Origin of the sequence: Paenibacillus sp. OAS669 (assembly GCF_014873645.1) — a bacterium.
In the GTDB taxonomy this organism is placed as follows: Bacteria; Bacillota; Bacilli; order Paenibacillales; family NBRC-103111; genus Paenibacillus_S; species Paenibacillus_S vulneris.
Map to the genome: position 1 here is coordinate 351338 of NZ_JADBDR010000002.1, position 23458 is coordinate 374795.

At 50.6% G+C, this 23458-nt stretch carries 19 protein-coding genes; 12 read left to right on the forward strand and 7 right to left on the reverse strand.

Annotated elements, in window-relative coordinates; genetic code table 11:
- Positions 1–20 precede the first annotated feature (20 nt).
- Positions 21–2039, reverse strand: a complete 2019-nt coding sequence (gene tkt, locus GGC63_RS06890) for a transketolase (RefSeq protein WP_192701661.1) — start codon at positions 2037–2039, stop codon at positions 21–23.
- A gap of 114 nt (positions 2040–2153) precedes the next feature.
- On the opposite strand from tkt, the gene GGC63_RS06895 reads away from it, so the two are divergent.
- On the forward strand, positions 2154–3047 hold the full coding sequence (locus GGC63_RS06895) for a LysR family transcriptional regulator (RefSeq protein ID WP_144027773.1): 894 nt from the start codon (positions 2154–2156) through the stop codon (positions 3045–3047).
- Positions 3048–3070: 23 nt separating this feature from the next.
- On the opposite strand, the gene GGC63_RS06900 is transcribed toward GGC63_RS06895, so the two are convergent.
- Entirely contained in the window at positions 3071–3526 is a 456-nt protein-coding gene (locus GGC63_RS06900) for a nucleoside deaminase (RefSeq protein ID WP_192701662.1), read from the reverse strand.
- Between the two features lie 39 nt (positions 3527–3565).
- On the reverse strand, positions 3566–4177 hold the full coding sequence (locus GGC63_RS06905) for an ankyrin repeat domain-containing protein (RefSeq protein ID WP_225948005.1): 612 nt from the start codon (positions 4175–4177) through the stop codon (positions 3566–3568).
- A gap of 227 nt (positions 4178–4404) precedes the next feature.
- Here GGC63_RS06905 and GGC63_RS06910 point away from each other — a divergent pair, with 227 nt between their 5' ends.
- The 7 genes from GGC63_RS06910 to GGC63_RS06940 all read left to right on the forward strand — a co-directional run bounded on the left by GGC63_RS06910 (position 4405) and on the right by GGC63_RS06940 (position 11987).
- Positions 4405–5286, forward strand: coding sequence for a LysR family transcriptional regulator (locus GGC63_RS06910; RefSeq protein WP_318780995.1), 882 nt, complete (start codon positions 4405–4407; stop codon positions 5284–5286).
- Positions 5287–5358: 72 nt separating this feature from the next.
- On the forward strand, positions 5359–5892 hold the full coding sequence (locus GGC63_RS06915) for an NfeD family protein (RefSeq protein WP_192701665.1): 534 nt from the start codon (positions 5359–5361) through the stop codon (positions 5890–5892).
- Between the two features lie 14 nt (positions 5893–5906).
- Positions 5907–7430 (forward strand): flotillin family protein, encoded by a 1524-nt coding sequence (locus tag GGC63_RS06920; protein ID WP_192701666.1) that lies wholly within the window; start codon positions 5907–5909, stop codon positions 7428–7430.
- 140 nt (positions 7431–7570) lie between these two features.
- Positions 7571–8128: an NUDIX hydrolase gene (locus tag GGC63_RS06925; RefSeq protein ID WP_192701667.1), complete on the forward strand. Its 558-nt coding sequence runs from the start codon at positions 7571–7573 to the stop codon at positions 8126–8128.
- 105 nt (positions 8129–8233) lie between these two features.
- On the forward strand, positions 8234–9244 hold the full coding sequence (locus GGC63_RS06930; protein WP_192701668.1) for a 2-oxoacid:acceptor oxidoreductase family protein: 1011 nt from the start codon (positions 8234–8236) through the stop codon (positions 9242–9244).
- 48 nt (positions 9245–9292) lie between these two features.
- Positions 9293–11599, forward strand: coding sequence for a thiamine pyrophosphate-dependent enzyme (locus GGC63_RS06935; RefSeq protein ID WP_192701669.1), 2307 nt, complete (start codon positions 9293–9295; stop codon positions 11597–11599).
- Between the two features lie 94 nt (positions 11600–11693).
- Positions 11694–11987 (forward strand): hypothetical protein, encoded by a 294-nt coding sequence (locus GGC63_RS06940; protein ID WP_192701670.1) that lies wholly within the window; start codon positions 11694–11696, stop codon positions 11985–11987.
- Here the strand turns inward: GGC63_RS06940 and udk are convergent.
- The gene (gene udk, locus GGC63_RS06945) at positions 11944–12573 is read right to left on the reverse strand and encodes a uridine kinase (RefSeq protein ID WP_192701671.1); all 630 of its coding nucleotides are present in this window, start codon (positions 12571–12573) and stop codon (positions 11944–11946) included. The two genes, GGC63_RS06940 and udk, sit on opposite strands and share 44 nt — an antisense overlap.
- Before the next feature lie 231 nt (positions 12574–12804).
- Between udk and GGC63_RS06950 the strand changes: the two genes are divergently transcribed.
- On the forward strand, positions 12805–13620 hold the full coding sequence (locus tag GGC63_RS06950; RefSeq protein WP_079909275.1) for an SDR family oxidoreductase: 816 nt from the start codon (positions 12805–12807) through the stop codon (positions 13618–13620).
- Positions 13621–13713: 93 nt separating this feature from the next.
- Here GGC63_RS06950 and GGC63_RS06955 read toward each other — a convergent pair whose 3' ends face one another.
- Positions 13714–17007, reverse strand: a complete 3294-nt coding sequence (locus tag GGC63_RS06955; RefSeq protein WP_192701672.1) for a DEAD/DEAH box helicase — start codon at positions 17005–17007, stop codon at positions 13714–13716.
- Positions 17008–17219: 212 nt separating this feature from the next.
- Between GGC63_RS06955 and GGC63_RS06960 the strand changes: the two genes are divergently transcribed.
- Positions 17220–17612, forward strand: coding sequence for a hypothetical protein (locus GGC63_RS06960; RefSeq protein WP_079909277.1), 393 nt, complete (start codon positions 17220–17222; stop codon positions 17610–17612).
- Between the two features lie 27 nt (positions 17613–17639).
- Here GGC63_RS06960 and GGC63_RS06965 read toward each other — a convergent pair whose 3' ends face one another.
- Positions 17640–18620, reverse strand: a complete 981-nt coding sequence (locus tag GGC63_RS06965; protein WP_192701673.1) for a metallophosphoesterase family protein — start codon at positions 18618–18620, stop codon at positions 17640–17642.
- Positions 18621–19103: 483 nt separating this feature from the next.
- Between GGC63_RS06965 and GGC63_RS06970 the strand changes: the two genes are divergently transcribed.
- Entirely contained in the window at positions 19104–20339 is a 1236-nt protein-coding gene (locus GGC63_RS06970) for an S-layer homology domain-containing protein (RefSeq protein WP_192701674.1), read from the forward strand.
- 115 nt (positions 20340–20454) lie between these two features.
- Here GGC63_RS06970 and uraA read toward each other — a convergent pair whose 3' ends face one another.
- Positions 20455–21723 (reverse strand): uracil permease, encoded by a 1269-nt coding sequence (gene uraA, locus GGC63_RS06975; protein ID WP_192701675.1) that lies wholly within the window; start codon positions 21721–21723, stop codon positions 20455–20457.
- A gap of 246 nt (positions 21724–21969) precedes the next feature.
- Between uraA and GGC63_RS06980 the strand changes: the two genes are divergently transcribed.
- On the forward strand, positions 21970–23361 hold the full coding sequence (locus tag GGC63_RS06980; RefSeq protein WP_192701676.1) for an MATE family efflux transporter: 1392 nt from the start codon (positions 21970–21972) through the stop codon (positions 23359–23361).
- Positions 23362–23458 lie beyond the last annotated feature (97 nt).

A 23458-nucleotide genomic window follows, 5' to 3' on the forward strand; every position in this document is an offset into this window, starting at 1 on the left:
TTAATATGATGCATTTACAGTTATCCCAGAAGCGCTTTAACGCGTGCGACAACGTGGTCCACGGTAAACCCGTATTCTTTCATAACCAGAGAGGCAGGGGCGGATGCGCCGAAACGGTCTATGCCCATAATATCGCCTTTGATGCCGACATATTGATGCCAGCCTTGAGGGGATGCCATTTCCACCGACAGTCTGGCCTCGACATCCGGCAAAATGACCGAATCCTTGTAGTCTTGAGGCTGCTTGTTGAACAGCTCCCAGCTAGGCATACTGATGACGCGGACGTGGATTCCTTGCTCTGCAAGCTTCTCTTGCGCTCCGATCGCCAGCTGCACTTCGGAGCCTGTTGCTATGATTTGTGCCTGAGGCTTGCCGTTCGCAGCATCGGAGATGACGTAGGCTCCCCGCTTTAAGCCTTCCGCACCCAGGGTTGAGGTGTTGGCGAGTATAGGCAGCGCTTGGCGAGTCAGGATTAACGCAACCGGTCCCGATTGATTTTGCAACGCATATTTCCATGCCAGGCTCGTTTCATTAGCATCTGCCGGACGCAGAACCGTGATGCCCGGGATGCATCGCAGGGCGGTCAGCTGCTCGATAGGCTCATGAGTAGGGCCGTCCTCTCCAACAGCTATGCTGTCATGCGTAAATACATAAATGGCTGGCAGCTTCATGATGGAAGCAAGGCGAATGGCCGGACGCAGGTAGTCGGAGAATACGAAGAAGGTCGCCGCGAAGGCACGAACGCCTTGGTGGAGAAGCATACCGTTCAATGCAGCCCCCATGGCGAATTCCCGTACGCCGAAGAAAATATTGCGTTGGCTGTAATCGTCGCGGGTCATTCGGCCCGAGCATTTGATATTCGTCTTGGTCGAGGTCTCGAGATCAGCTGAACCGCCTAGAAGGTAAGGAACGTTCTTGGCGAGTCCGTTCAATGCATTCTCGGAGGCGGAGCGGGTAGCAATAGCCTTATCACTTGTCGAGTATAATGGCAAGGCCGCATCCCAGCCTTCGGGCAGCTGTCCGCTGACGGCTGTATCGAACTGTCCTGCCAGCTCAGGGAACGCTTGACGATACTCTTCATACTTGGCTTTCCAAGCTGCTTCATGCGCAGCGCCTTCCTGCTGGAAGCGGGCAAAATGCTCTTTGACCTCCTCCGGAATGTAGAAGTCAGGCTCACTTGGCCATCCGTAGAATTGTTTGGTTAACGCGGTTTCGTCCTTGCCCAGCGGCGCGCCGTGTGAACCATGCTCACCCGCTTTGCCGCTCTTGTTAGGGCTGCCGTAGCCGATCACGGTTTTAACCTCGATCAGGGACGGACGAGGGTCAGCCTGCGCAGCGGAGATGGCTTTATGGATAGCCTCGAGGTCGTTACCGTCCTCAACCCGCTGAACATGCCAGCGATAGCTGCTAAAGCGCTGCTGGATGTCCTCGGAGAAGGAGAGGCTAAGATCACCGTCCAGAGAAATATCGTTGGAGTCATAGAATACGATTAGCTTGCCCAGCTGCAAGTGACCGGCAAGGGAAGCCGCTTCTCCAGAGATGCCTTCCATCATATCTCCGTCGCCGCAAATCGCATAGGTGTAATGATTGATAATGTCGAAGCCTTCGCGGTTATAGGCTGCGGCCAAATGGGCCTCGGCCATAGCCATGCCTACAGCCATGGCTACCCCTTGTCCCAGAGGGCCGGTTGTCGCGTCGACGCCTGCGGTATGCCCGTACTCCGGATGACCTGGAGTCAGGCTGCCCCATTGGCGGAAGTTTTTCAATTCTTCAAGAGGGAGATCATAGCCGAAGAGATGAAGCAGGCTGTACAGCAGCATGGAGCCGTGTCCCGCCGACAGCACGAAGCGGTCGCGGTTGATCCATTGCGGATTGCCGGGGTTATGCTTCATAAAATTTGTCCAAAGCTCGTATGCCATGGGGGCTGACCCCATCGGCATGCCGGGATGGCCGGAATTGGCTTTGTCGATGGCATCGATGGCAAGCGTTCTGATGGTGTTAATCGCTTTCTGCTGAATGCTCTGTTGGATTAAGGTCATTCGTGTAACATCCTCCTTTAAAGTAGAAGTCGTGCTCTTCTATGATTATAATGGAGGGCAGAGGTATATATGAAATCGATATTATACATATCAAGTATAGATGGGAGTAATAGCATGATCGCGAATTTGGAGCTGTACCGTGCCTTCTATTGGACTGCCAAGGAGCAGAATTTATCGCGCGCCGCCGAGCGGCTGTACATTACGCAGCCCAGCGTAAGTCACGCCATCAAGCAGCTGGAGACGGAGCTTGCCGTCACCTTGTTTTACAGGGGAGCGAAGGGAGTGCGTCTGTCCGAGGAAGGACAGCTGTTATTCGCGCAGGTGGAGCAGGCGTTTCAATTCATTGAGAGCGGGGAACGCCAGATTGCGGAGTTCAACAATTTAACGAGGGGCGAGCTGCGGCTTGGAAGCAGCGATTCGCTGTGCAAATATTTTTTGCTGCCGTCCCTTGGCCGATTCTGTAACGATTTCCCGCAAATCCGGCTTGATCTGGTGCATGGAACGACGCCGGAAATTATTCAGCACGTAAAGGAGGGCAGAATTGATTTTGGCATTGTCCGCATGCCGGTGGAGGACAGCAGCTTGAAAGTATTTGAAACGATCACGGTACAGGATTGCTTCGTTGCCGGACCCCGATATTTTCCACTGGCGCAGCAAGAGCTATCCTTAACCGAGTTAACCGCGTATCCGCTCATTTTATTCTCCAGGAACAGCAGCTCGCGCCGGTTTATTCAGGACTTTGGTCAAGCCCACGGGGTCGCGATAGAACCGGAAATCGAGCTGGCCAGCGTCGACCTCCTCATTGAATTTGCCAAAGCTGGCCTAGGCATCTCCTTCGTTACAAAGCAGTTCGTTCAGGCAGAGCTTGAAGCGGGAAAGCTGGCGGAGATCAAGCTGAAGGAACGAATACCGGAGCGCAAAATCGGCATCGCCTTATTGAAAAACCGGCGTTTGTCTGCGGCAACACGGACATTTTTCGAACAGTACCTTCACGTAGAGACGTTCTAATTCTCCCACGCCGACTGTAATAGCTACAAGTTGTTTCTCTGCTTATAAAGCTGCATCGGGTTACGCTCTGTCATAGGTGCGATTCTTGTAATGGGAAGTGTCTGCTGCTCCATGGGGAGCGACAGCTGCTGGTAAACATGCCTGGTGCTGAGTCCAATCGCTGCGGCATCCTCTTCGGTGTAGGCATAATATACGGCTTTGGCACCTGACCAATAAATCGCCGCAAGACACATGGGGCAAGGCTGTCCGGAAGCATAGATTTCACAATCCGTAAGCTGCGGGCTGTTCAATACCCGGCTGGCTTGGCGGATAGCCTGCATCTCGGCATGTGCGGTTGGATCATTTGTGGAGAGAACCTCGTTCACCCCGGTAGCAATGATTTCTCCGTTCTTGACGATAACGGCCCCGAAGGGCTTTCCTCCTTGGTGTAATGTGTTACGGTAGGCAAGCTCAATAGCTTTATTCATATAAGATTCCATATTGTTAATACCCCCTATGGTATTCGAAAAACAGGATCATTATTTAGCGGCGGCTTCGATCAGCATCCGTTCGATTTCTTTGTACCCGCGCGCTTGTGCATGCTGTAATGCGGTAACACCGTCACGGTCGGGAATGGAAGGGTCAGCGCCATGCGCCAGCAGCTTGCGGACGATTTGTTGATGCTTTGGTCCGCCGTCACTTAAAATAACCGCCTCCAGAAGCGCAGTCCACCCCAAATTATTGATGTGATTGACTTGAATGTCCGAATGCTCGAGCAGCTCGTTGACTACTTCCACATGGCCTCTCTCGGAGGCGGGAATCAGCGCGGTACCGCCGTAGCGATTCGTCAATCTTGTATCGGCATGGGCGGACAAAGCTAGCTTTACGATCTCCAGAAGCCCTTCGGCTCCGGAATACAGCAGTACGTTGTCACTGCGGTTGTCGCGGATATTCACATCGGCTCCCTGCTCGATCAGATATTGCACAAGATCCGTTTGCCTTCCGTGGGCTGCAGCAAGAACCGCCGTTCTTCCTAAGGTATCATGCCCGTTGATATCGATCCCTTGCTTAAGCAGCAATTCAACCCCTGATTTGTTCCCTTGCTCGGCATAAGACGTTAGTTGTTCCGTTTGCTGATCCGTTGGTTTCATAGATTCCACACTCTCCTCGTGACTCGGTATAGGCTGCTGTAAGGAAGAATTCTCGCAGCTTGATAAAAAAAGGATCATGATAACGAGCAGACATCGATTCATTGCGGTTAACCTCGCTTTGCACCGGGTTAGCCTTATGGTAGCATGGGGACAGGTATATGAAAAATATTTATAAAATTCATTAAGATAACATTTTATATATGGAAATCGGGGGAGAGCGTATGGATATGAAGCAGCTGCGATATTTTATCGCCATAGCGGAACACAAGCAGATTTCAGCAGCCGCCAAAAAGCTGCATATGGCCCAGCCACCGCTAAGCCAGCAGCTCAAGCACCTGGAGGAGGAGCTAGGGGTAACGCTGGTTGTCAGGCATGCACGCGGATTGGAGCTAACGGAGGCGGGGAGAGTTCTGTATAAGCATGCGCTGAATATGGAGAAGATGATGGACCAGACCCGCCTGGAGGTGAAGGAAACCGGAAGAGGTCTAAGAGGGAGGCTCGCGCTGGGTGTAAATACCTTGTCTTCGGAAGAGCTGCCCGGGCTTCTGGTGGAATACAAGGCGCGATATCCGGAAATGACCTATAAAATACAACAAAATGAGTCGGCGCAATTGTGCAGGCTGGTCAAGGAAAAGGCCATAGAGCTGGCCATTATCCGCTTTCCGGTCGATTTGAGCGATTTCAGCTATCTTCATCTTCAATCGGAACCGTTTTATTTTGTCACGGCTCTAAGCGGACCTCAGCCTCCAGAGGAGGTCAGCTACGAGTACATAGGCGGTTCTCCATTAATCCTGCCAAGCACGGATGGTCTCGGCCTATATCAGCAGATTGTGGATCAGCTCTCCCGCCGCGGACTGGAGCCCCATATCTTATGTGAATGCTCGGATATTGCCATGCTGCTCGAGCTGGTCGCTTCCGGCTTCGGTAGTGCGCTTCTACCCGAAGCGGTTCTGCGGTTGCACAGAAGGAGTGACATCCGGATCTGCCGGATCGCGGACGAGACGTGGACCGCTTCATCGGACTTTATATGGCTGAAGGATCATTATTTGTCCCAGGGGGCAAAGCATTTTATCGAGCTGTGGCAGGAGCTTAAAGAAAAAAGGAAATGATTTGAAACTTTTCCTGTCTTAAGAGCGTATTAATTTATGAAGCTAACCTAAATGTCGAATAGGGGGATGCTCATGATTTCCATATATTGGGGGTTTCTCATCACCGGAGTGCTGTTTGCGCTCATTACTGTCGTACTTGGCGATTTGCTTGGAAGCGCTTTGGATGGGATCTTTGATTTCATGTCGGCACACCATATGCATGCATTTCAACCGATGGTTATTTTTAGCGGGCTCACCGTATGGGGAGGCGCCGGTATATTGCTGACCAAGTACACGGTTTGGGGAACGGCTGCGGTGCTGGCAGGCTCCGCCGTATGTGCAGTCCTTCTGTCTGTGCTCATTTACTTTCTGTATGTTAAGCCGATGAAAAACAGCGAAAATTCCGTCGCCTTTTCCATTCAGGATACCGTTGGCAAAATTGCGGAGGTATCCGTCACCATTCCTTCTGTCGGATATGGAGAAGTGATGCTTCGTATGGGAGCGGGCAACACGAACCAGATTGCCGCCAGCTATGAGGGGGAAGAAATCCAGACAGGCACGAAAGTAGTTACTGTAGAAGTCAAGGACGGTACGCTGCTCGTAGCCCGTTTAGATAAATTGGAATAAAGGAGAAATGTCGTATGCCAGAACCTTTAGTTATACCTGCCATTGTAGTGGGTGTCATTATTGTCCTCGGTCTTGCGTTCTGGGCCCGCTACAAGACGGTAAGCCCGGACGAAGCTATGATTGTCACGGGTTCGTTCCTTGGAAGCAAGAACGTGATGACGGATGACTCCGGGCGTAAAATTAAAATTGTCCGGGGAGGCGGCGCATTTATTTTGCCGATATTCCAGCAATCGCAGTTTTTGTCGCTGCTGTCACACAAGCTGGATGTGTCTACGCCGGAGGTATATACGGAGCAAGGGGTTCCCGTTATGGCCGACGGTGTCGCTATTATTAAAATCGGAGGCTCTGTAGAAGACGTCGCTACAGCGGCCGAGCAGTTTATGGGGAAACCGACGGAAGCGTTGAAGGGCGAAGCGCAGGAGGTGCTTGAAGGCCATCTGCGTGCCATTCTCGGATCGATGACGGTGGAGGAGGTATACCGGAACCGGGATAAATTCGCTCAAGAGGTGCAGGGCGTAGCGGCCAAGGATTTGAAAAAAATGGGTCTGCAGATCGTCTCCTTCACGATTAAGGATCTGCGCGACAAGCATGGCTACCTGGATGCCTTGGGGAAACCTCGTATTGCAGCGGTCAAGAGGGACGCCGAAATTGCAGAAGCGGAAGCGCTTCGTGATGCCCGGATTCAGAAGGCGAGAGCCGAGGAAGAGGGGCAGAAGGCCGAATTGGTTAGAGATACCAATATCGCTGAAGCGTCCAAGGAAAAAGAGCTGAAGGTCGCTTCGTTTAAGCGGGAGCAGGATACAGCCCGAGCGGAAGCGGATCAGGCTTACCATATTCATGAAGCCCGCGCGAAGCAAAGCGTGGTGGAAGAGCAGATGAAGGTTGAGCTTGTTCGTAAAGATCGTGAGATCGACCTGGAAACAAAAGAAATTCTTCGTCGCGAAAAGCAATATGACTCCGAGGTGAAAAAGAAGGCGGATGCTGACCGTTACGCTGTTGAGCAAGCAGCCGAGGCGGATAAAGCTAAAAGAATTTATGAGGCTGATGCGATGAAATATCGCATTGAAGCGGAAGCGAAGGCGAATGCCGAGCAGAAGCGGCTGGAAGGTCTGGCTATTGCCGATGCGGAGCGTGCCAAAGGTACGGCGGAGGCAGAGGTTATCCGGCTGCGCGGTCTTGCGGAAGCGGAAGCCAAGCAGAAGCTGGCTGAGGCGTTCGAGAAGTTCGGCGAAGCAGCGGTGCTCGATATTATCGTCAAGATGCTGCCGGAGCTTGCCGGTAAGGTCGCGGAGCCTATTAAAGGCATCGACAAGCTGACGGTTGTAGATACCGGGCATGGGGAAGGCGCAGCGAGAGTCAGCAACTATGTGACCTCGCTGATGGCAACAGCGCCGGAGATGTTGAAAAATGTCAGCGGCATCGACCTGGAGAAGCTGGTCAAAGGCCTGACGAACCGAGGTGCCGGCACCCCGTCCGTCCCAACGCTGGAACAGAAGGCTGCCGCTTCGGCGGATGAACCTGGAACCGATAAGAAATAAAATGACCCGATAACCCGGACTCACGTACGATTTCGTACGGTGTGCGGGTTTTCTTTTTGGAGTAAACGAGCTATAGTAGTACTGTTTCTTAAGATTTGCATTCAGACAGGTACGATACATAGTAAAGGAGGTGTGTGAGCATGTCGGTTAATTATTGCTCGTCCTGCGGCCATCCTATGGAGACGCGCCAGCTGGACGGTGTCGATCGGCGGGTTTGCACGAATTGCAATGCGGTTCATTGGGGGAATTACAGCATCGGTGTAGGAGCGCTGGTCATCAAGGATGATAAAGTGCTTCTGGTACGCAGAGCGCAGGAGCCCGGCAAAGGAAATTGGACGAACCCGGGAGGCTATATCGAGCAGCTGGAGCCGATAGAGGAGACGGTTGTGCGCGAGGTTCTGGAGGAGACCGGCGTTCATACGAAGGTGAAGGGGATCGTTGCCTTACGCGACCAGCCCCGCAATATTCATAATGTGTATATCGCCTTTGAAATGGAATATGTAGAAGGAGAGCCGAAGGCCGATGGTGTTGAGGTGGACGGGGCCGGATTTTTCTCCCTGGAAGAAATGAAAACCATGCAGGTGGCCAATTTCACGAAGTGGCTTGTCGATGTAGCCGTGAACGGAAGGAATGACGGGCTGCTTCCGGATAAGGAAACGGACATCCCATTGAACGGAAATGGATTATTTCGGGTATAACTGGAAAAAAGTTTTTGGCAAGAGAGGAATTTGTCGATCTATTTAGAATATAAATAGTATTTAGAAAACTACTTGCTGCAGTCCATTCTCGAAAGGAGTCATGCAATGGTTACGTTACCTAAAAAGAACGAGCTTGGCTTTTTTGAAATTCGTCTGGAATCCATAGGGGGACTTGGTGCCAACCTGGCAGGAAAGATGCTGGCTGAAGCAGGAGTGGTAGGCGTCGGATTAAACGGCGTCAGCTTCTCCTCCTACGGTTCCGAGAAAAAAGGCTCTGCCGTCAAAGCGCATATTCGCTTCTGTGATAACGATACGAATATACGTGATACTTCGCCTGTGGAACGACCTCATGTGGTAGGGATCTTTCATGAATCATTATCCAAAACGGTAAATGTCGTAAGCGGGATCTACGAGGACAGCCTTGTGCTTGTCAATTCCGCCAAAGAGCCTGAAGAGCTCAAGGAAAAATTGAAAATGATGGGCGGTACCATTGCGGTTATCGACGCCATCGGCATTTCGATTGAAGAGAAGAACCGTGTGAATATGGCGATGTTAGGTGCATTGTTCCGGCTCTGTCCATTCCTGAATCCGGACACAATGAAGAACGTAATCCGCAAGTCTCTCGAGAAAAAATACCCGCAAGCCGTTCAACCGGCTCTAAATACGTTTGAAAGGGGTTACAACGAGGTTCGTTTCCAAAACTTCGAACTGCCGGAAGGCGCACAAATGCCTTCGTTTGTCCGTCAGGACACGCCGGTCCTGGGCTACGAAACACAGCCGATGGGCGGTCTTGTCACAAACCCGGGCAACAGCATTTTGAAGGATTTGAGCATTTCCCGCGCGGGAATGATGCCTCACTTTCACGATGACAAATGCATACACTGTGCTGCCTGTGATACGGTCTGCCCGGACTTTTGCTTCGTCTGGGACGAACAGCCTGATAAGAAGGGGCGGCCGCAGATGTTTTTGCAAGGCATCGACTATCAATACTGCAAAGGCTGTCTGAAGTGTGTACAGGCGTGCCCGACCGAAGCGCTGTCTAGCGCAAGGGAAACGGACGGCTATGCCGATCAGCATCGTGTTCCGCATCGCTTTGATCTGGCCGTGAACGGATGAGCTTTCTGTCAATCAAGATAACAGCTTACCTGAAAGGTGGAATTCCAGTTGGCAATTGAGATTAAGAAAGAGGTTTCTCAAGGTACAGTGGAGCAGCGTATTGTATATGAGTCAGGGAACGAAATGGCCGCTTATGCAGCGCATCAAATCAATTACCACATCATGGGATACTTTCCGATTTCACCATCTACAGAAGTAGCGCAATTCCTGGATCTGATGAAAGCTAACGGCCAGCATGACATAAAGCTGATTCCGGCAGATGGAGAGCATGGCTCGGCAGGCGTATGCTACGGTGCATCGACTGCGGGCGGCCGCGTGTTTAATGCGACAAGTGCCAACGGCTATTTATACATGCTGGAACAAATGCCGGTCCAATCCGGAACCCGGTTTCCGATGGTCATGAACCTCGTATGCCGTTCCGTATCGGGTCCGCTCGATATTCACGGGGATCATTCCGACTTGTACTATGCTTTGAACACAGGGTGGCCTATCTTGATGTGCCGCGATCCTCAGGCTGTCTATGACATGAACATCATGGCGCTGAAGCTTGCGGAAGACCCCGAAGTCCGTCTTCCGGTACTGGTAGCTTCGGACGGTTATTTCACTTCCCACCAAAAACGCCGGGTACAAACCTTCGCCAATCGCGAGGACGTCCATGCCTTTGTGGGAGAAAGACCTCCTACAGGCTTTGCCGATACGCTGGATCGCGATCATCCGATTACCGTAGGTCCTTACATGAATGAACCGGATTACATCAACAACTGTTATCAGCAGTCCGTGGCGATGTACAACGCGGAGCATGTGTATGACCGGATTCGCCAAGAGTATGCCGTGCTGACGGGACGCGATTATCCTATTCTCGATTTGTACCGGATGGAGGATGCGGAGGTGGCCGTCTTCCTGATGAACTCGGCTTCAGAGATCATTAAGGATGTGGTCGATCAGCTGCGTGCTCAAGGCATTAAAGCCGGTTCCATCGCTCCGAATATGATTCGTCCGTTCCCGCAAAAGGCGATTGCCGAAGCGTTGAAGAACGTTAAAGCGGTCACGGTAGGCGACAGGGCGGACTCGTACGGCGGTCACGGCGGCAACATGGTCAACGAAATCAAGGCGGCATTGTTTACTCACGGCAACCGCGATACGATGGTTATAAGCCGCATCTACGGCTTGGGCGGCAAAGATTTTTATGCGGAGGACGGCCATAATCTGTTCCGGTTTGCTATTGAAGCCGTGGAAAAAGGCACGGTAGAGGTCCCGTTTGATTACTACGGGCATACACCCGGCGATCCGGCTAAAGCGCCGAAGAGGATCTTGAATCCGATGAAATACGAGGACCTGAAAACAGGACTTATCACCGTTACTCCGGACGAAGCTACAGGCAAGCTGAATGTGCGGATTCCGCCGCTCCGTTCCTTGACCAAGAAGCCTAAGCGCATTGCGCCAGGGCACGGGGCCTGTCCGGGATGCGGGATTTTCTCGGGCCTGGAGCTGTTCTTCAAGGGCATTGAAGGGGATATCGTAGCGTTGTTCCATACGGGCTGCGCAATGGTCGTAACGACCGGTTATCCTTATTCGGCGCACAAGGCCACTTACATTCACAATCTGTTCCAGAACGGCGCGGCTACGTTATCCGGCGTCGTCGAGATGTTCTGGGAGCGCAAACGCAGGGGAGAGCTCGATGAGCTCAATCTGAAGGACGACTTCACCTTTGTTATGATTACAGGAGACGGCGGGATGGATATCGGTATGGGCCCTGCTATTGGAGCCGCGCTGCGGAACCATAAAATGATCATTCTGGAATACGATAATGAAGGTTATATGAACACAGGAGCCCAGCTGTCCTACTCGACGCCGATGGGCCATAGAACCTCGACGTCCAACGTAGGCTCCAAGCAGGGCGGCAAAGTGTTCCACCATAAGGATACGGCGCAAATTATGGCCGCGACTCATATTCCTTATGTGTTTACCGGTTCCGAAGCCTTCCCGCAGGACCTTGTCCGCAAGGCGGCCAAAGCGCAATGGTACGCGCAAAATGAAGGTTTGGTGTATGGGAAAATCCTTATCGCCTGTCCGTTGAACTGGCTGTCCGAGGATCAGCAAGGCTCCAATATTGTCGGCGCCGCGGTGGACTCCTGCTTCTTCCCGTTATACGAGGTGGAACACGGAGTCACGAATATCACCTACAATCCGGAGGAGAAGAGCAAGAAGATCCCATTATCCGACTGGTTGAAAACGATGGGCAAGACGAAGCATATGACCAAGCCGGAGTATGAAGAATCCTACAAGCTGTTCGAGGAAGAAGTCGAACGCCGCTGGAACATGCTGAAGGCGAAGCATGAAAGCCCTTATCTATAAGTTATCTGCTCCAAGCGCGAAAAAAGGCACCATCTCCGATGGAGATCGTGCCTTTTCTATGTAAAGCTTTATAAATTGTGAGGAGGACATCCTATTGCCGTTCGTATTGAAGCACGACAAAACGTCTCAAATCTTTACCTGCACTCTTATTAATTCTTATGAATTGGCGTACTATGGTACCAAGTTTTGGGATGATGAGGAGGAAGCCCGAGCTGCTTACAGTGATTTTTTACGTTCCCAGGGTGTGCTCGAAACCGGAGATTGGCAGCTGATGGAGCTATCGGATCATGATCTAAAGCTGTGCAATGTGAAGCTGAAGAATGATCCGCGCCTCATCCTCTCATTCAATGAGGAAACACAGAAGATGACTGTAAGTATTTCTCCGTAAGAATGGTAAGCAGCTGGATGCCGACTTCGTTATGACCGCCCTCGGGAATAATGATGTCGGCATATTTTTTAGACGGTTCAATAAACGCTTCATGCATAGGCTTGACCGTTGTCAAATATTGATCGTACACCGATTGGATCGTCCGGCCGCGCTCTTGAATATCTCGGAGCACTCTTCGCAAAATGCGTACGTCAGGGTCCGTATCGACGAACACTTTGATGTCCAGAATCGTCCGGAGCTGCTCATCGGATAATACATGAAGACCTTCGATAATGACAATGGGATTAGGCTGAAGCTCTTTGGTTACTATCGAGCGTGAATGTGTAGAAAAATCATAAGTTGGGGAAGAAACCCGTTGATTTTGCTTGAGCTGCTTCAGATGCTCTAACAGCAATCCATTATCAAACGCCAGCGGGTGGTCGTAATTGATGGCTTCCCGTTCAGAAAAGCTCAGATGGCTGTGATCACAATAATAATTGTCTTGCGATATAAAGGTAACCTGGCTGCTGCCAAGCTTGTCGATAACCGACCGGGCGACGGTAGTTTTACCTGACCCTGTCCCTCCTGCGATACCGATGATAAGCATGAATAGTAGATCCCCCTTAAAATATGTGCGTTATCCATAAGCTGATTCTGGGCCTCATCTTCCGGTTTCTGAAGCTTCCAATCAGGGTAAAAAGAAACGAACGAGTTCTTGCAACTCAAGTATTGTAGCATAAACTCGCTCCGGTTTCGAGAACCTCATAATTGTTGTGAAACATGGCAAAATAAGCTTGTCTTTGGAAGTCAGTTAACTACGAAGAATTGAGGTGCAGAGATGAATACGCAAACGATTCAAAAACCGAAGGCGATGTACCCAGAGCTAAAGGATAAGGTAGCTGTAGTCACAGGCGCAGGCTCAGGTATCGGGAGAGCGACGGCGCTGGCGCTGGCAGCGCAAGGGGTTAAGGTAGGGCTGCTGGATCTAAAGGATAGCCGTACGGAGCAGGTCAAGAGTGAAATCGAAGCTTTGAATGCCGAAGCTCTTACTGCCGATGTCGACGTGTCTGACCCGGATCGAGTGAGGGAAGCGATAGAATCGGTCGCCAAGAAATGGGGAAAAGTCGATATCGTATTTGCCAATGCCGGTATTAACGGTGTGCTTGCGCCGATTGAAACGATGAATCCGGATGAGTGGGATCATACGCTTACGACGAATCTGAAGGGAACCTTCCTCACTGTAAAGTACGCGATTCCTTATATGAAAGAGCAGGGAGGCAGCATTATAGTCACGAGCTCCATTAACGGAAACCGTGTCTTCTCCAACTTCGGCATGTCCGCTTACAGCACATCCAAAGCGGGTCAAATGGCATTTGCCAAAATGGCCGCGCTAGAGCTGGCCCGCTACAAGATAAGAGTCAATGTCATTTGTCCGGGTTCTATCCAGACACATATCAGTGAAAGCACGCATCCGACTCCGGATTTGCAAAAGATCAAAATCCCCGTGAAATATCCGGAAGGAAACCAGCCTCTGGAGCATGCTCCGGGGCAGCCGGAACAGGTCGGAGACCTGGTCACCTTCCTGGCATCGAACGCATCAAGCCATATTACGGGTACAGAGCTGTTCATTGATGGCGCGGAATCTTTGATCTAGGCATGTTAAGGAAGCCTTGACCTATAGGGATGACCCCTTTAGGCAAGGCTTCTTGTATTATCAGCTTCAGAGCCAATGCTTCACTTTGTGGGGTTAAGTTATCATTAGGATTTCGCGGATATCCTGCTCGGATAAGGAGGATAAGGATCCCTCACCAGGCTGGATAATCTCATCGATCAGATGCTTCTTTCGTTGCTGCAGCTCGTACATTTTATCTTCCACGGTTCCCCGGCTGACGAGACGAATGACTTGCACAACGCTCTTCTGACCGAGACGGTGGGCACGGTCTGCCGCTTGCTGCTCGACAGCCGGATTCCACCATAAATCATACAGCACGACCGTATCTGCTCCGGTTAAGTTGAGACCCGTACCTCCTGCTTTCATGGAAATCAGGAACAAATCCCTCTCACCGTCATTAAATCGGTTACACAGCTCTACACGTTCGCGGGTAGGCGTATCACCATCCAGATAAAAATAGCGAATCCCCTGATACCCGAGCTCCTTGCCTATGAACTTCAGCATTTCTGTGAATTGAGAGAAAATGAGCATTCGCTTCCCGGCGCCGCGGCATTCCTCCACGATATCGAGAAGCTGCTCGAGCTTGGCGGAGCTGCCTGCATAATCTTCGACGAAGAGAGCGGGATGGCAGCATATTTGGCGAAGGCGCGTCAATCCGGCGAGTATTTTGATCCGGTTTTGCTGGAAGGTGTCCTCGTCCAGGTGCTTCAACGTTTCCTGCCGAAGCTTGGCCAAATAGGCTGCGTACAGCTTCTTCTGCTCCGGCAGCAGCTCGGAGGCTTGCAACGACTCGATCTTCTCCGGCAGCTCCCGGAGGACATCCGTCTTTAACCTGCGCAGCAGAAAAGGTCTGACGCGGCGGGCGACCTGGCCCCGGGTTAGCTCGCTGAATGCTCTACGGCTGGCGAACAAGCCGGGGAAGACGGCGTCGAAGATGGACCAAAGCTCTTCCAAGCGGTTTTCTATCGGTGTCCCGGTAAGAGCAAACCGATATTGGGCCCGGAGCTCTTTTACAGCTTGTGCAGTCTGGGTTGTATGATTCTTGAATACCTGAGCCTCATCGAGGATCAACGTATGAAACGACGGCTCCACATACATGGACAGGTCCCTTCGCAGCAGCGGATAGGATGTAATGATCACATCATACTGATGTGCGGCTTTTACCATACGGCTTCGCTCTGCCCGAGTGCCGTCCACGACAAGGGCCCGGAGCTCAGGAGCAAACTTGTTCAGCTCATGAAGCCAGTTATAGGTCAGCGAGGCCGGAGAAACGATGATGGCGGGCACCTTCTGGCTTCGGATTTCGGGGAGCACGGACACCAGAAAAGCTATGCTTTGCAGCGTCTTACCAAGCCCCATGTCGTCAGCCAAAATACCACCGAAGCGGTAATGGGCTAGCGTCTTCAACCACTGATACCCGTACTTCTGGTAATCCCGCAGTACTGAATCCAGATTATCCGGAACGGGAAACTCAAGATGGTCCGGATTGCGCAGATTCTCCAGAAGTCTTCGGAATGATTTGCCCAGCTGAATCGAATGATTGCGGGTGTGGGAATCGGTCAAATGAAGTGCGCGGGTGACAGGCAGCTGGAAGGCCGTTCCCTTAAGGTCATTTTGGCGTAGACCAACTTCGTTCATGAAGTTCACGATCGCTTGGAACTCTTCGCTTTCCAGAGGCATCAAGGCACCGTTCGGCAGTCTGTAGTACCTGCGCTTCTCCTCCAGAGACTGTAGCAGGGAGCGAATTTCCGACTCAGGAATGCCCTGAATATCGAATTTGAATTCCAGCCAATCTGTACGTTCATCCACATCCACCATGATTTTCGGTGGAGGATTCGTAAGGAGAAGTCTGACTTTCACGGCGGAGGTTGCGTACACCTTGACGAGCTTTTCCAGCTCGGGAACGATATGGTACAGAAAATCGTATTCGCCTTCCTCATCCTCCATGAAATAGCCGCTTTCCGTCTTGACGAAGGCACTCTGGTCCATCAGCTCCAGAATGCGTCGTTCTTGTTCCCCGTCGCGCAAAAGGATATGGTCCGTCCCCCCATGAGGGCGATGTGACTCCAAAGGATTGATGACGATTTCGCCATAATGAAATTCCAGTCCGGCCAGGAGCCGGTCACGGACTCGATCCAGATACAGCTTGGCCTGTAAAGGCATCTGTGTAATGCGCTCCGTAACCGCCTTCGAAATATGGACGGAGCCGAGCTTCATGAGGCCAGGAATTACGGTTTCCATAAAGGATTCCATTTGCCCGGCCTGAATCAGGATCGTCTGCTTCTGAGAAGACTCCAGCATCTGCTTCAGCTGCGACAGCCTTTTGCAGGAATCCTCCTTCAGCTGGATCAGCTTTCCTTCTGACAACACGACTTCATAAGCTTCCATGACCATTAATTGATCCAAGCCTTTAACGGATAACACGTAATCCGTCGATGAACGATCGAATTCAAAGCTAACCGGCAGAGGCTCGCTGCTAAGCTGAAGCCCGTCAAGCAGGCGACCGCCCATATCAAGCTTGACTGATGGAGCGGAAGAGAGCAGAGGGAGGAGTGCCCCCCAGAAAAAAGGCGGGATCGGGAGCAGACGATCGTTAGACTGATGAGGAACGGTTCCGGGTGTCCGGCCGGCTGTTTCCCGATACATGCTCTCATGCCGATGGATCTCGATCAATTGCCGAAACAGCGCATCGTGCTCCTGTTGAAAGCTGTGCAGCTTCGGATCATATGTGAATTGCGGGGAAAATGTCACGGCTTCCCCGCGTTCAAGCCTGTCAAGAAAATCCCTTATATGCTGAACGATATATAACCGTTTGGGTCCCAGCCTTATTTCGACGCCGAACATATACTTGTGGTAGCCATAGGCGAAGGGCTTGCAAAGGATCTCCACTTGAAGGGGCTCCCTCTCATCCAGAAGGGACTTTGCTCGAACGGTTCGAAGCGGCTTCACGGCGAACAAGCCCAGCATGTCTCCCACGATATGTGCGTCTGCCGCTGCTGAACCGTTATCAGCAATGCTTGGAAGCTCTTCAGACTCGGACGAAGTCTCCTGGGGCTCAAGCTCAACCGTACCGTCACGGCGGGCTGCTTGAATGTACAGCAAGGCTGCGGCGATATGCTTACAATATTTGTCGTAGGACTTCAGTGTGGGACAAGTACATTTTGCCAGAACATTGCCGCGGCGATCGAATTGTACCGTACAATGCAGCAGGTTCTTTTTGTCCTCGGCTACCTTGATTTCGAAGAGGGCCGTCCAGGGATCGTAATGGAACAAAGAGGCCTTACCTGCCCGATAATAGGCATCCCCTTTGTCGTAAGCAAGCTGGCCGCACAACTGCTTGATGACTTTGCTTGTCAATTGTAGGCTCATGGAATAAATCCTTTCTTTCGCTTCCGGTATCGTTATCTTCTATCATAGCAGAAATCCGGAGAAAGAAAAGAACGGATGTTCTTAGTCAGCAAGCATGGAACATTAGGGAGGATTGTGGTATGCTTCTTGAAAGCTTATTTTTATGCTCTCGCCTGAACTGCCCGGCAGAAGAGGATGATTCCACTGTCTAATAGTCTAAGGAGGGAATACTTATGAATGATTCATTTATTCACATCAAGTCCATAGATGGGGATTTAAAGCTGGTTCATAAAAAAAGAGACTTCGGTATTACCGTATCCACGAAGGAATTGGTCTACCAGAAGCCGCATGTCAACTATCACATCAAGCTCGAAGATATCGTCAGTATCGTCCCTTTTGACATAGCCGAATTGAAAGCTATCACGTTCAAAAACCGCCGCAATCAAGGAAGTGAATTGATGAACATGTCAGCAGGCATGCCTCATTACAAAATTCATGCTCAACAAGCGATTCTTCATAATCGCAGTGGCATCTTTCCACTCGGATCGGCACAATTCATTCTTCCCATTCATCATGATCTGCTGCTGGCTATCTCTCAATACAGCGGCCTTAGTGCGGTAGTCTAACATTATTGGAATGCCGCGACATGATTCCTAACGATTCTTTATAACAAATTGGGCCTCAGGAATCCAGCGCTGCTTATAGAAGTCGCGGCCTCTGATCGTCACTGAATCTTTTCTGACTTCTATGTACAAGCCTTCGCTGGCTTCGGGCTCCAATGGTTTTTCGGCCCCGCTGGCATCACCGGTCCATGGCTGTTCTACAGAAGAAGAGTTGACCATGACAAACCGGTTTTTCACCAAGGTATCAGGTAGCTTCAATTCCCAATGAGTATGTCCCGTGAACAGAATGACCTGAGGGTATTTGGACAATATCTTTTTTAATTGCTCGTGCTGGATCACGGCTCTGTTATTGACGCAGCAGCCGGTGGTTCCGGAGACGGTATTCGGCAGGGGTTGGTGTAGGAAGACAAAGATCGGCTGGTGATTCGAGGCCTCCTTCTGCAGCGCCGTCTGCAGCCAATCCAGCTGCCCAGGGGATAAATAAGCATCCTCGCGATTCTCGCTGTCCGATTGCCGGTACTGCTCGGAACCGAGGAAAATGAAAGAATAACCCTTCAACCGCTTTTTGTAATACACAGCTGGCACCCCGTTAAACTTTAAAAAACGCTCGATAGAAGCCTTTTCCGTCTCCCCGTTGGGAAAGCCTGCTTCGCTCCATTGCCCCTCTGCTCCATGCCAAGCCTGGTAATATTCATGATTCCCCATAGTTGAGTAAACCGCATCTGGGTGGGGTACGCTGCCAAGCAGCTCCTGCAGCTTATCATAATCCTCCTGCCGGCCATCGGTTAAATCGCCGTTCAAGATCAGTGCATCTTCCTCCGGATTAATACGGTGCAGGTCGGTTAATGCCGCTTTGAATTTGTCCTGCGCTCGGGTATCCCACGATTGGATGTGAATATCGCTAAGTACGGAAAAAGACAGGATCGGCTTTTCTTCAGCCTGTGATGCGGCTTGCGGGGACGACAACAGGATACCAATGATTAACGTGACGTACAATGTCCTTTTCTTCATGGGTCTGCCTCCTCTGCCTTAATTACCCGTAGTATTTGCAGAAAGAAACGTTTTGTTCCACGTTAGGCACCTTCCTGCCGCCTTTTCCTTATCCTTTGTTACTTACTGAAGAGCTGACTTACGTACAAGTCGTTGCCAGCAAGACTTCTTGTTTAGCCTAATGCTTGAATGTTCGAAGAATGTAAGCTCCGTGTAGAGTTTTGATGAAGTGGATAAAGAGGTAAAAAGGTTCAAAAATATGGTTATTTTGGCTTATGGGCTTTAAAGCAGAGGTTTTTTAACAGGGAATGGAAGTGATTTTTGAGACTTTTTACACGGACGGAAAGACTTTCGAACTAATGTTCGCCATAACTTCATCCATTTGATTTTAGGATTGTTGGTGAATACCCATTTCACAGATTTGCCTTTATTCTTAAAGATGGTTTGGTATCAACACGAAACAACAAATTTCGACACCGACAAAGAGGAGAGGGCATAAGCAGGATGAAGATGTTGCGTTGGATGGCAGTCTCGATGGCCTTATTTACGGGCTTATCTGGAACTGCGTGGGGTCAGCCGGTTGAAAAACCGCTTTTTCAAGATGTGAAGGGGCATTGGGCGGAACAAACGATTACGCGATTGGTAGATGAAGGAATATTGGACGGTTTTCCGGACGGGACCTTCCGGCCGAATGATCCGGTAACGGCAGATCAATTTATTAAAATGCTGCTGCTATCGTACACCCAGGTATATCCGAATGGGGAACGCAAATGGACAAATGAGTTCACACAGTCATTAAGTGCAGGGAACCGCAACATTTTGCAGCAGGATTACCGGAACTTTGATTTTAAACCGAGTACGGTTGGCTATTGGGCGAAGCCTTACATCGATTTAGCCAGCGATCTGCAGTTTATAAGCAAAAGCCAATTTCCGGATTTCAAAGCAAAGCTGAGGCGTGAGCAGGTTGCCGAGGTCATTTACTATACGGCGAAGGAAACCGAGTATTTGGAAAATGAACAGTACAGCATGGCGGCAGCGGCTGTCATGGGGGACCTTCAGAGCGCGAAGCCGCGCGAGCAGAGGTTTGTTGCCGAAGCCTATGCGAAAGGAATCATGGAAGGTTATCCGAACGGGTATTTCGGAATCGGCCGGGAGGTGACGCGGGCGGAAGCGCTGACCATATTGGAAAGAATTGTACATAAGGATAAGCGTATCAGCGTGAAAACGGCGGATAACTCATTGGAGAAGATCGTTCCTGCCAAAGACGGAAGCTACAAGAAGCTGATTTTTCCCGATCAGAAAATGCTGAAGGCTTATGATGTGCTGCAGGAAGCGGCAAAACGCCGGGGAACGAACTATGATCTGGAGGAGACGACGCTCAAGCTGTATAAGGATGCGGAGGCGAAAGCGAAGGACTTGAGTAAATCTAGCGCCTCTGCCGTATCGGGTGAAGAGGTATCCTTGTGGCTGGAGCCGGAGTATAAAACCTACGGTGTCACGGTGCATGTGCAAGAGGGGATGCTGGCAAGGAATCAGGAAGCGATCAAGACGTTCACGAATTACTTGTTCTCATTCGATGCGATGGCATTCGATGATTTGTTCCTGCAGGTCTATAACGAGGTAGTTCTAGGCCAGGCTGTGGAAACGCATACTGTACAGGTCGGAGCCTATGCTGTTGAGGTTCATGTTGAAAGCGACGGCGAGACGATAGTATTCTCCATATTGGAGAAAAACGGATAACGCATATCTACTCGCATATAATCAAAAGACATGCTCTAAGCACCGCAATGATGCTTTAGGGCATGTCTTTTTCTTAGCGCAAAGCCGTAATATTTACAAGAGCTTGTTGCGTGTCTTATTCATTCGAAAGCTTTAAGGTTTCAATCAGCTTGAAGAACAAGCTGAGCAGGATGGCAATAATGGTAGCGAGCGCCATTCCTTTAAGCGCGAAGCTGCCAATAGTCACCGTAGCCCCGCTGATTCCGATAACCAGTACAATGGTCGTCAAAATCAGGTTGGTCGCTTTGGAATAGTCGACCTTGGTCTCTACCAGCATCCGGATTCCCGAAGCCGCGATAACTCCGAACAGCAGCAGGGATACGCCTCCCATAACGGGAGTTGGGATTGTAGTAATCAAGGCTGCCAGCTTTCCGCAGAACGAGAGCAGGATGGCAAGGACGGCCGCTCCCCCGATAACCCAAGTGGAGTATACGCGGGTTAAGGCCATAACGCCGATATTTTCGCCATATGTAGTGTTGGGAGTAGAGCCTGCGAAGCCGGAGATGACGGTCGAAATTCCGTTACCGAGCAAGGAGCGGAACAATCCGGGCTCTTTGGACAAATCTTTGCCGACGATATTGCTTGTTACAATCAGGTGGCCGATATGCTCGGCGACTACGACCAGAGCGGCAGGAGCGATGATGGCAATAGCGCTTGGGCTGAATTCCGGCTTGTAGTAAGTAGGCCAAGATAACAGGGATGCTTGAGCTACCGCATCGAACTTCACATAGCCTAGGAAATAGGCTACGACATAACCGCATATGATGCCAACGAGAATAGGAATGATCTTAAGAAAGCCGCGGAACATGACGTTGCCTATGATCGTAATCAGCAATGTCACCGTTGCGATCAGAATCGCGTTCGGATCGAAGCTCCAATCTGCCGGTGCGTCTGCAGGCTTGATGTAACCGGCCATTCCGGCTGCCGTAGGCACCAGCTCCAGACCGATAACCGCAACGATAGCTCCCATGGCTGCCGGAGGAAAGACGACATCGAGCCAGCCGGTGCCTATAAATTTGATCAGCAATGAGATCAGGATGAAGATGATACCGGTTACGATAAAGCCGCCAAGTGCCGCACCATAGGACTGGCTTGACAGGACAACGAAGACCGGGGATAGAAAGGCGAAGCTGGACCCGAGGAAGGCGGGAATTCTGCCCTTGCACAGGAGCAGGTAGAGCAGGGTTCCAATACCGTTCATCAGCAGGATGGTTGCCGGGTCTACCTTGAACAATAAAGGCACCAGGACATTGGAGCCGAACATCGCAAACAAATGCTGTAAGCTCAGAGGGATGCTCTGTAGCAGCGGCGGACGTTCGTCAACTTGAATTTCACGTTGCAGCATAATGACACTCCTTGAGATAGAATAATTTCGGATCTAAAAACACTTTCACTATAGTATCAGAAGAAAGTGTCGTTTGGAATCGGTTTTTTAAAATTTTTGTCACATTCGATGTCATGGATCATCCTATATACTTGGACTTTACGTGAGGTGTTCGATTGGATATAATTATTTTTATTGGTAAATAATTTGTCTGTAAAAGAAGTTTAGGGCAGCTAATGGCTGCCCTTTGCGCTGGGAGAGTGAACTATGGCCTATCAGATGGACTCATCGCTAACGGAAGGATCTATTGGAAAAAAGCTTTTTTTATTTTCGCTGCCCTTGCTAATGGGGAACGTTCTTCAATCGCTGAACGGAACGATCAATTCCATATGGGTTGGCAACTATTTGGGTGAGAGCGCCTTCGCCGCTACATCCAATGCAAACAATATTATGTTTTTTCTGCTGAGCCTGGTATTTGGTATCGGAATGGCTTCTACGATCCTGATCGGACAGAGTGTAGGAGCACAGGATGAAACGCAGGCTAAAAGGGTAGTCGGAACAAGCGCCTTGTTCTTTCTATTATTGTCTTTGGTAATAACCGCCATTGGCTTGGTGTTTTCCCCGGCCATCCTGCGCGGGATGAATACACCGCCTGACGCTATGGATTTTGCCATTTCGTATTTACGTATTATTTTCATCGGCTTGCCGTTTATGTACGTGTACAACTTTATCATGATGATCATGCGCGGAGCGGGAGACGCAAGAACGCCGTTTTATTTTCTATTAATCTCCACGTTCCTGGATATCGTATTGAATCCGCTGTTCATTTTCGGCTGGGGACCCGTCCCGGCTTTAGGAATATCCGGATCTGCCGTCGCGACGGTCATCGCACAGTTTGCCAGCCTGGTGTGTCTTATCATATTCCTCTATCGTAAAAAGCATTATTTAAGAATCACACGCGAGGATTTGCCTTATCTGAGATTTGACGGTCAAATTATCGGATCGCTTGTAAAAAAAGGCGTGCCGATGGGGCTGCAAATGCTGATCGTATCAACAAGCGCTATCGCGGTAATTAACCTGGTTAACGGTTATGGCTCCGTGGCTACGGCGGCTTTTGGCGCGGCGATGCAGCTATCGAGCTACGTTCAGATGCCGGCCATGGCTATAGGCGGAGCGGTCTCGACACTGGCAGCGCAAAATGTGGGAGCGGGCAAGTGGGATCGCGTCCATAAAACGACGATGATGGGGATTATAATCAATTTCGTCATGACCGGCGTATTGGTCGGTCTGATCTACCTGTTCAATAAGCAGGCGCTCGGTCTTTTCCTGAATGATCAGGAAGCGATCGACATCGGGATGCGTATTAACCTGATCACCCTGTGGGGCTTTATTCTGTTCGGCATTACATTTGTCGTGTCCGGGGTCGTTCGGGCAACCGGGGCGGTTATGGTGCCGTTGTTAACCACGTTCCTGGCCTTATGGTGTATTCGGATTCCTATTTCGTACTTTTTGAGCGGAAAATACGGCCTGGATGCCATCTGGTGGAGCTTCCCTATCGGATTTACGATCGGTATTATACTCTCGATCTGGTACTACGTGTGGGGGAACTGGAAGGATGCCAAGATGCTGACAGCGAAGAAGACGCAGGCAGCGAACTAACTCAAGTGCAGCACGGGTTCACACTAGGAAGTCCTTATTAACAAGGGCTTCTTTTTTTACATGTGAAACCGTACGTTTGTTCGCCTTGATTTCGTTT

What these genes read in the sequence shown, in the direction of transcription:
- GGC63_RS06930 (WP_192701668.1), top strand. Translation starts at nt 8,234, where the DNA reads ATGGTTACGTTACCTAAAAAGAACGAGCTTGGCTTTTTTGAAATTCGT.
- GGC63_RS06970 (WP_192701674.1), top strand. Translation starts at nt 19,104, where the DNA reads ATGAAGATGTTGCGTTGGATGGCAGTCTCGATGGCCTTATTTACGGGC.
- GGC63_RS06910 (WP_318780995.1), top strand. Translation starts at nt 4,405, where the DNA reads ATGAAGCAGCTGCGATATTTTATCGCCATAGCGGAACACAAGCAGATT.
- GGC63_RS06920 (WP_192701666.1), top strand. Translation starts at nt 5,907, where the DNA reads ATGCCAGAACCTTTAGTTATACCTGCCATTGTAGTGGGTGTCATTATT.
- GGC63_RS06900 (WP_192701662.1), bottom strand. Translation starts at nt 3,526, where the DNA reads ATGGAATCTTATATGAATAAAGCTATTGAGCTTGCCTACCGTAACACA.
- GGC63_RS06950 (WP_079909275.1), top strand. Translation starts at nt 12,805, where the DNA reads ATGAATACGCAAACGATTCAAAAACCGAAGGCGATGTACCCAGAGCTA.
- GGC63_RS06905 (WP_225948005.1), bottom strand. Translation starts at nt 4,177, where the DNA reads ATGAAACCAACGGATCAGCAAACGGAACAACTAACGTCTTATGCCGAG.
- uraA (WP_192701675.1), bottom strand. Translation starts at nt 21,723, where the DNA reads ATGCTGCAACGTGAAATTCAAGTTGACGAACGTCCGCCGCTGCTACAG.
- GGC63_RS06980 (WP_192701676.1), top strand. Translation starts at nt 21,970, where the DNA reads ATGGCCTATCAGATGGACTCATCGCTAACGGAAGGATCTATTGGAAAA.
- udk (WP_192701671.1), bottom strand. Translation starts at nt 12,573, where the DNA reads ATGCTTATCATCGGTATCGCAGGAGGGACAGGGTCAGGTAAAACTACC.
- GGC63_RS06925 (WP_192701667.1), top strand. Translation starts at nt 7,571, where the DNA reads ATGTCGGTTAATTATTGCTCGTCCTGCGGCCATCCTATGGAGACGCGC.
- GGC63_RS06965 (WP_192701673.1), bottom strand. Translation starts at nt 18,620, where the DNA reads ATGAAGAAAAGGACATTGTACGTCACGTTAATCATTGGTATCCTGTTG.
- GGC63_RS06960 (WP_079909277.1), top strand. Translation starts at nt 17,220, where the DNA reads ATGAATGATTCATTTATTCACATCAAGTCCATAGATGGGGATTTAAAG.
- GGC63_RS06895 (WP_144027773.1), top strand. Translation starts at nt 2,154, where the DNA reads ATGATCGCGAATTTGGAGCTGTACCGTGCCTTCTATTGGACTGCCAAG.
- GGC63_RS06915 (WP_192701665.1), top strand. Translation starts at nt 5,359, where the DNA reads ATGATTTCCATATATTGGGGGTTTCTCATCACCGGAGTGCTGTTTGCG.
- GGC63_RS06955 (WP_192701672.1), bottom strand. Translation starts at nt 17,007, where the DNA reads ATGAGCCTACAATTGACAAGCAAAGTCATCAAGCAGTTGTGCGGCCAG.
- tkt (WP_192701661.1), bottom strand. Translation starts at nt 2,039, where the DNA reads ATGACCTTAATCCAACAGAGCATTCAGCAGAAAGCGATTAACACCATC.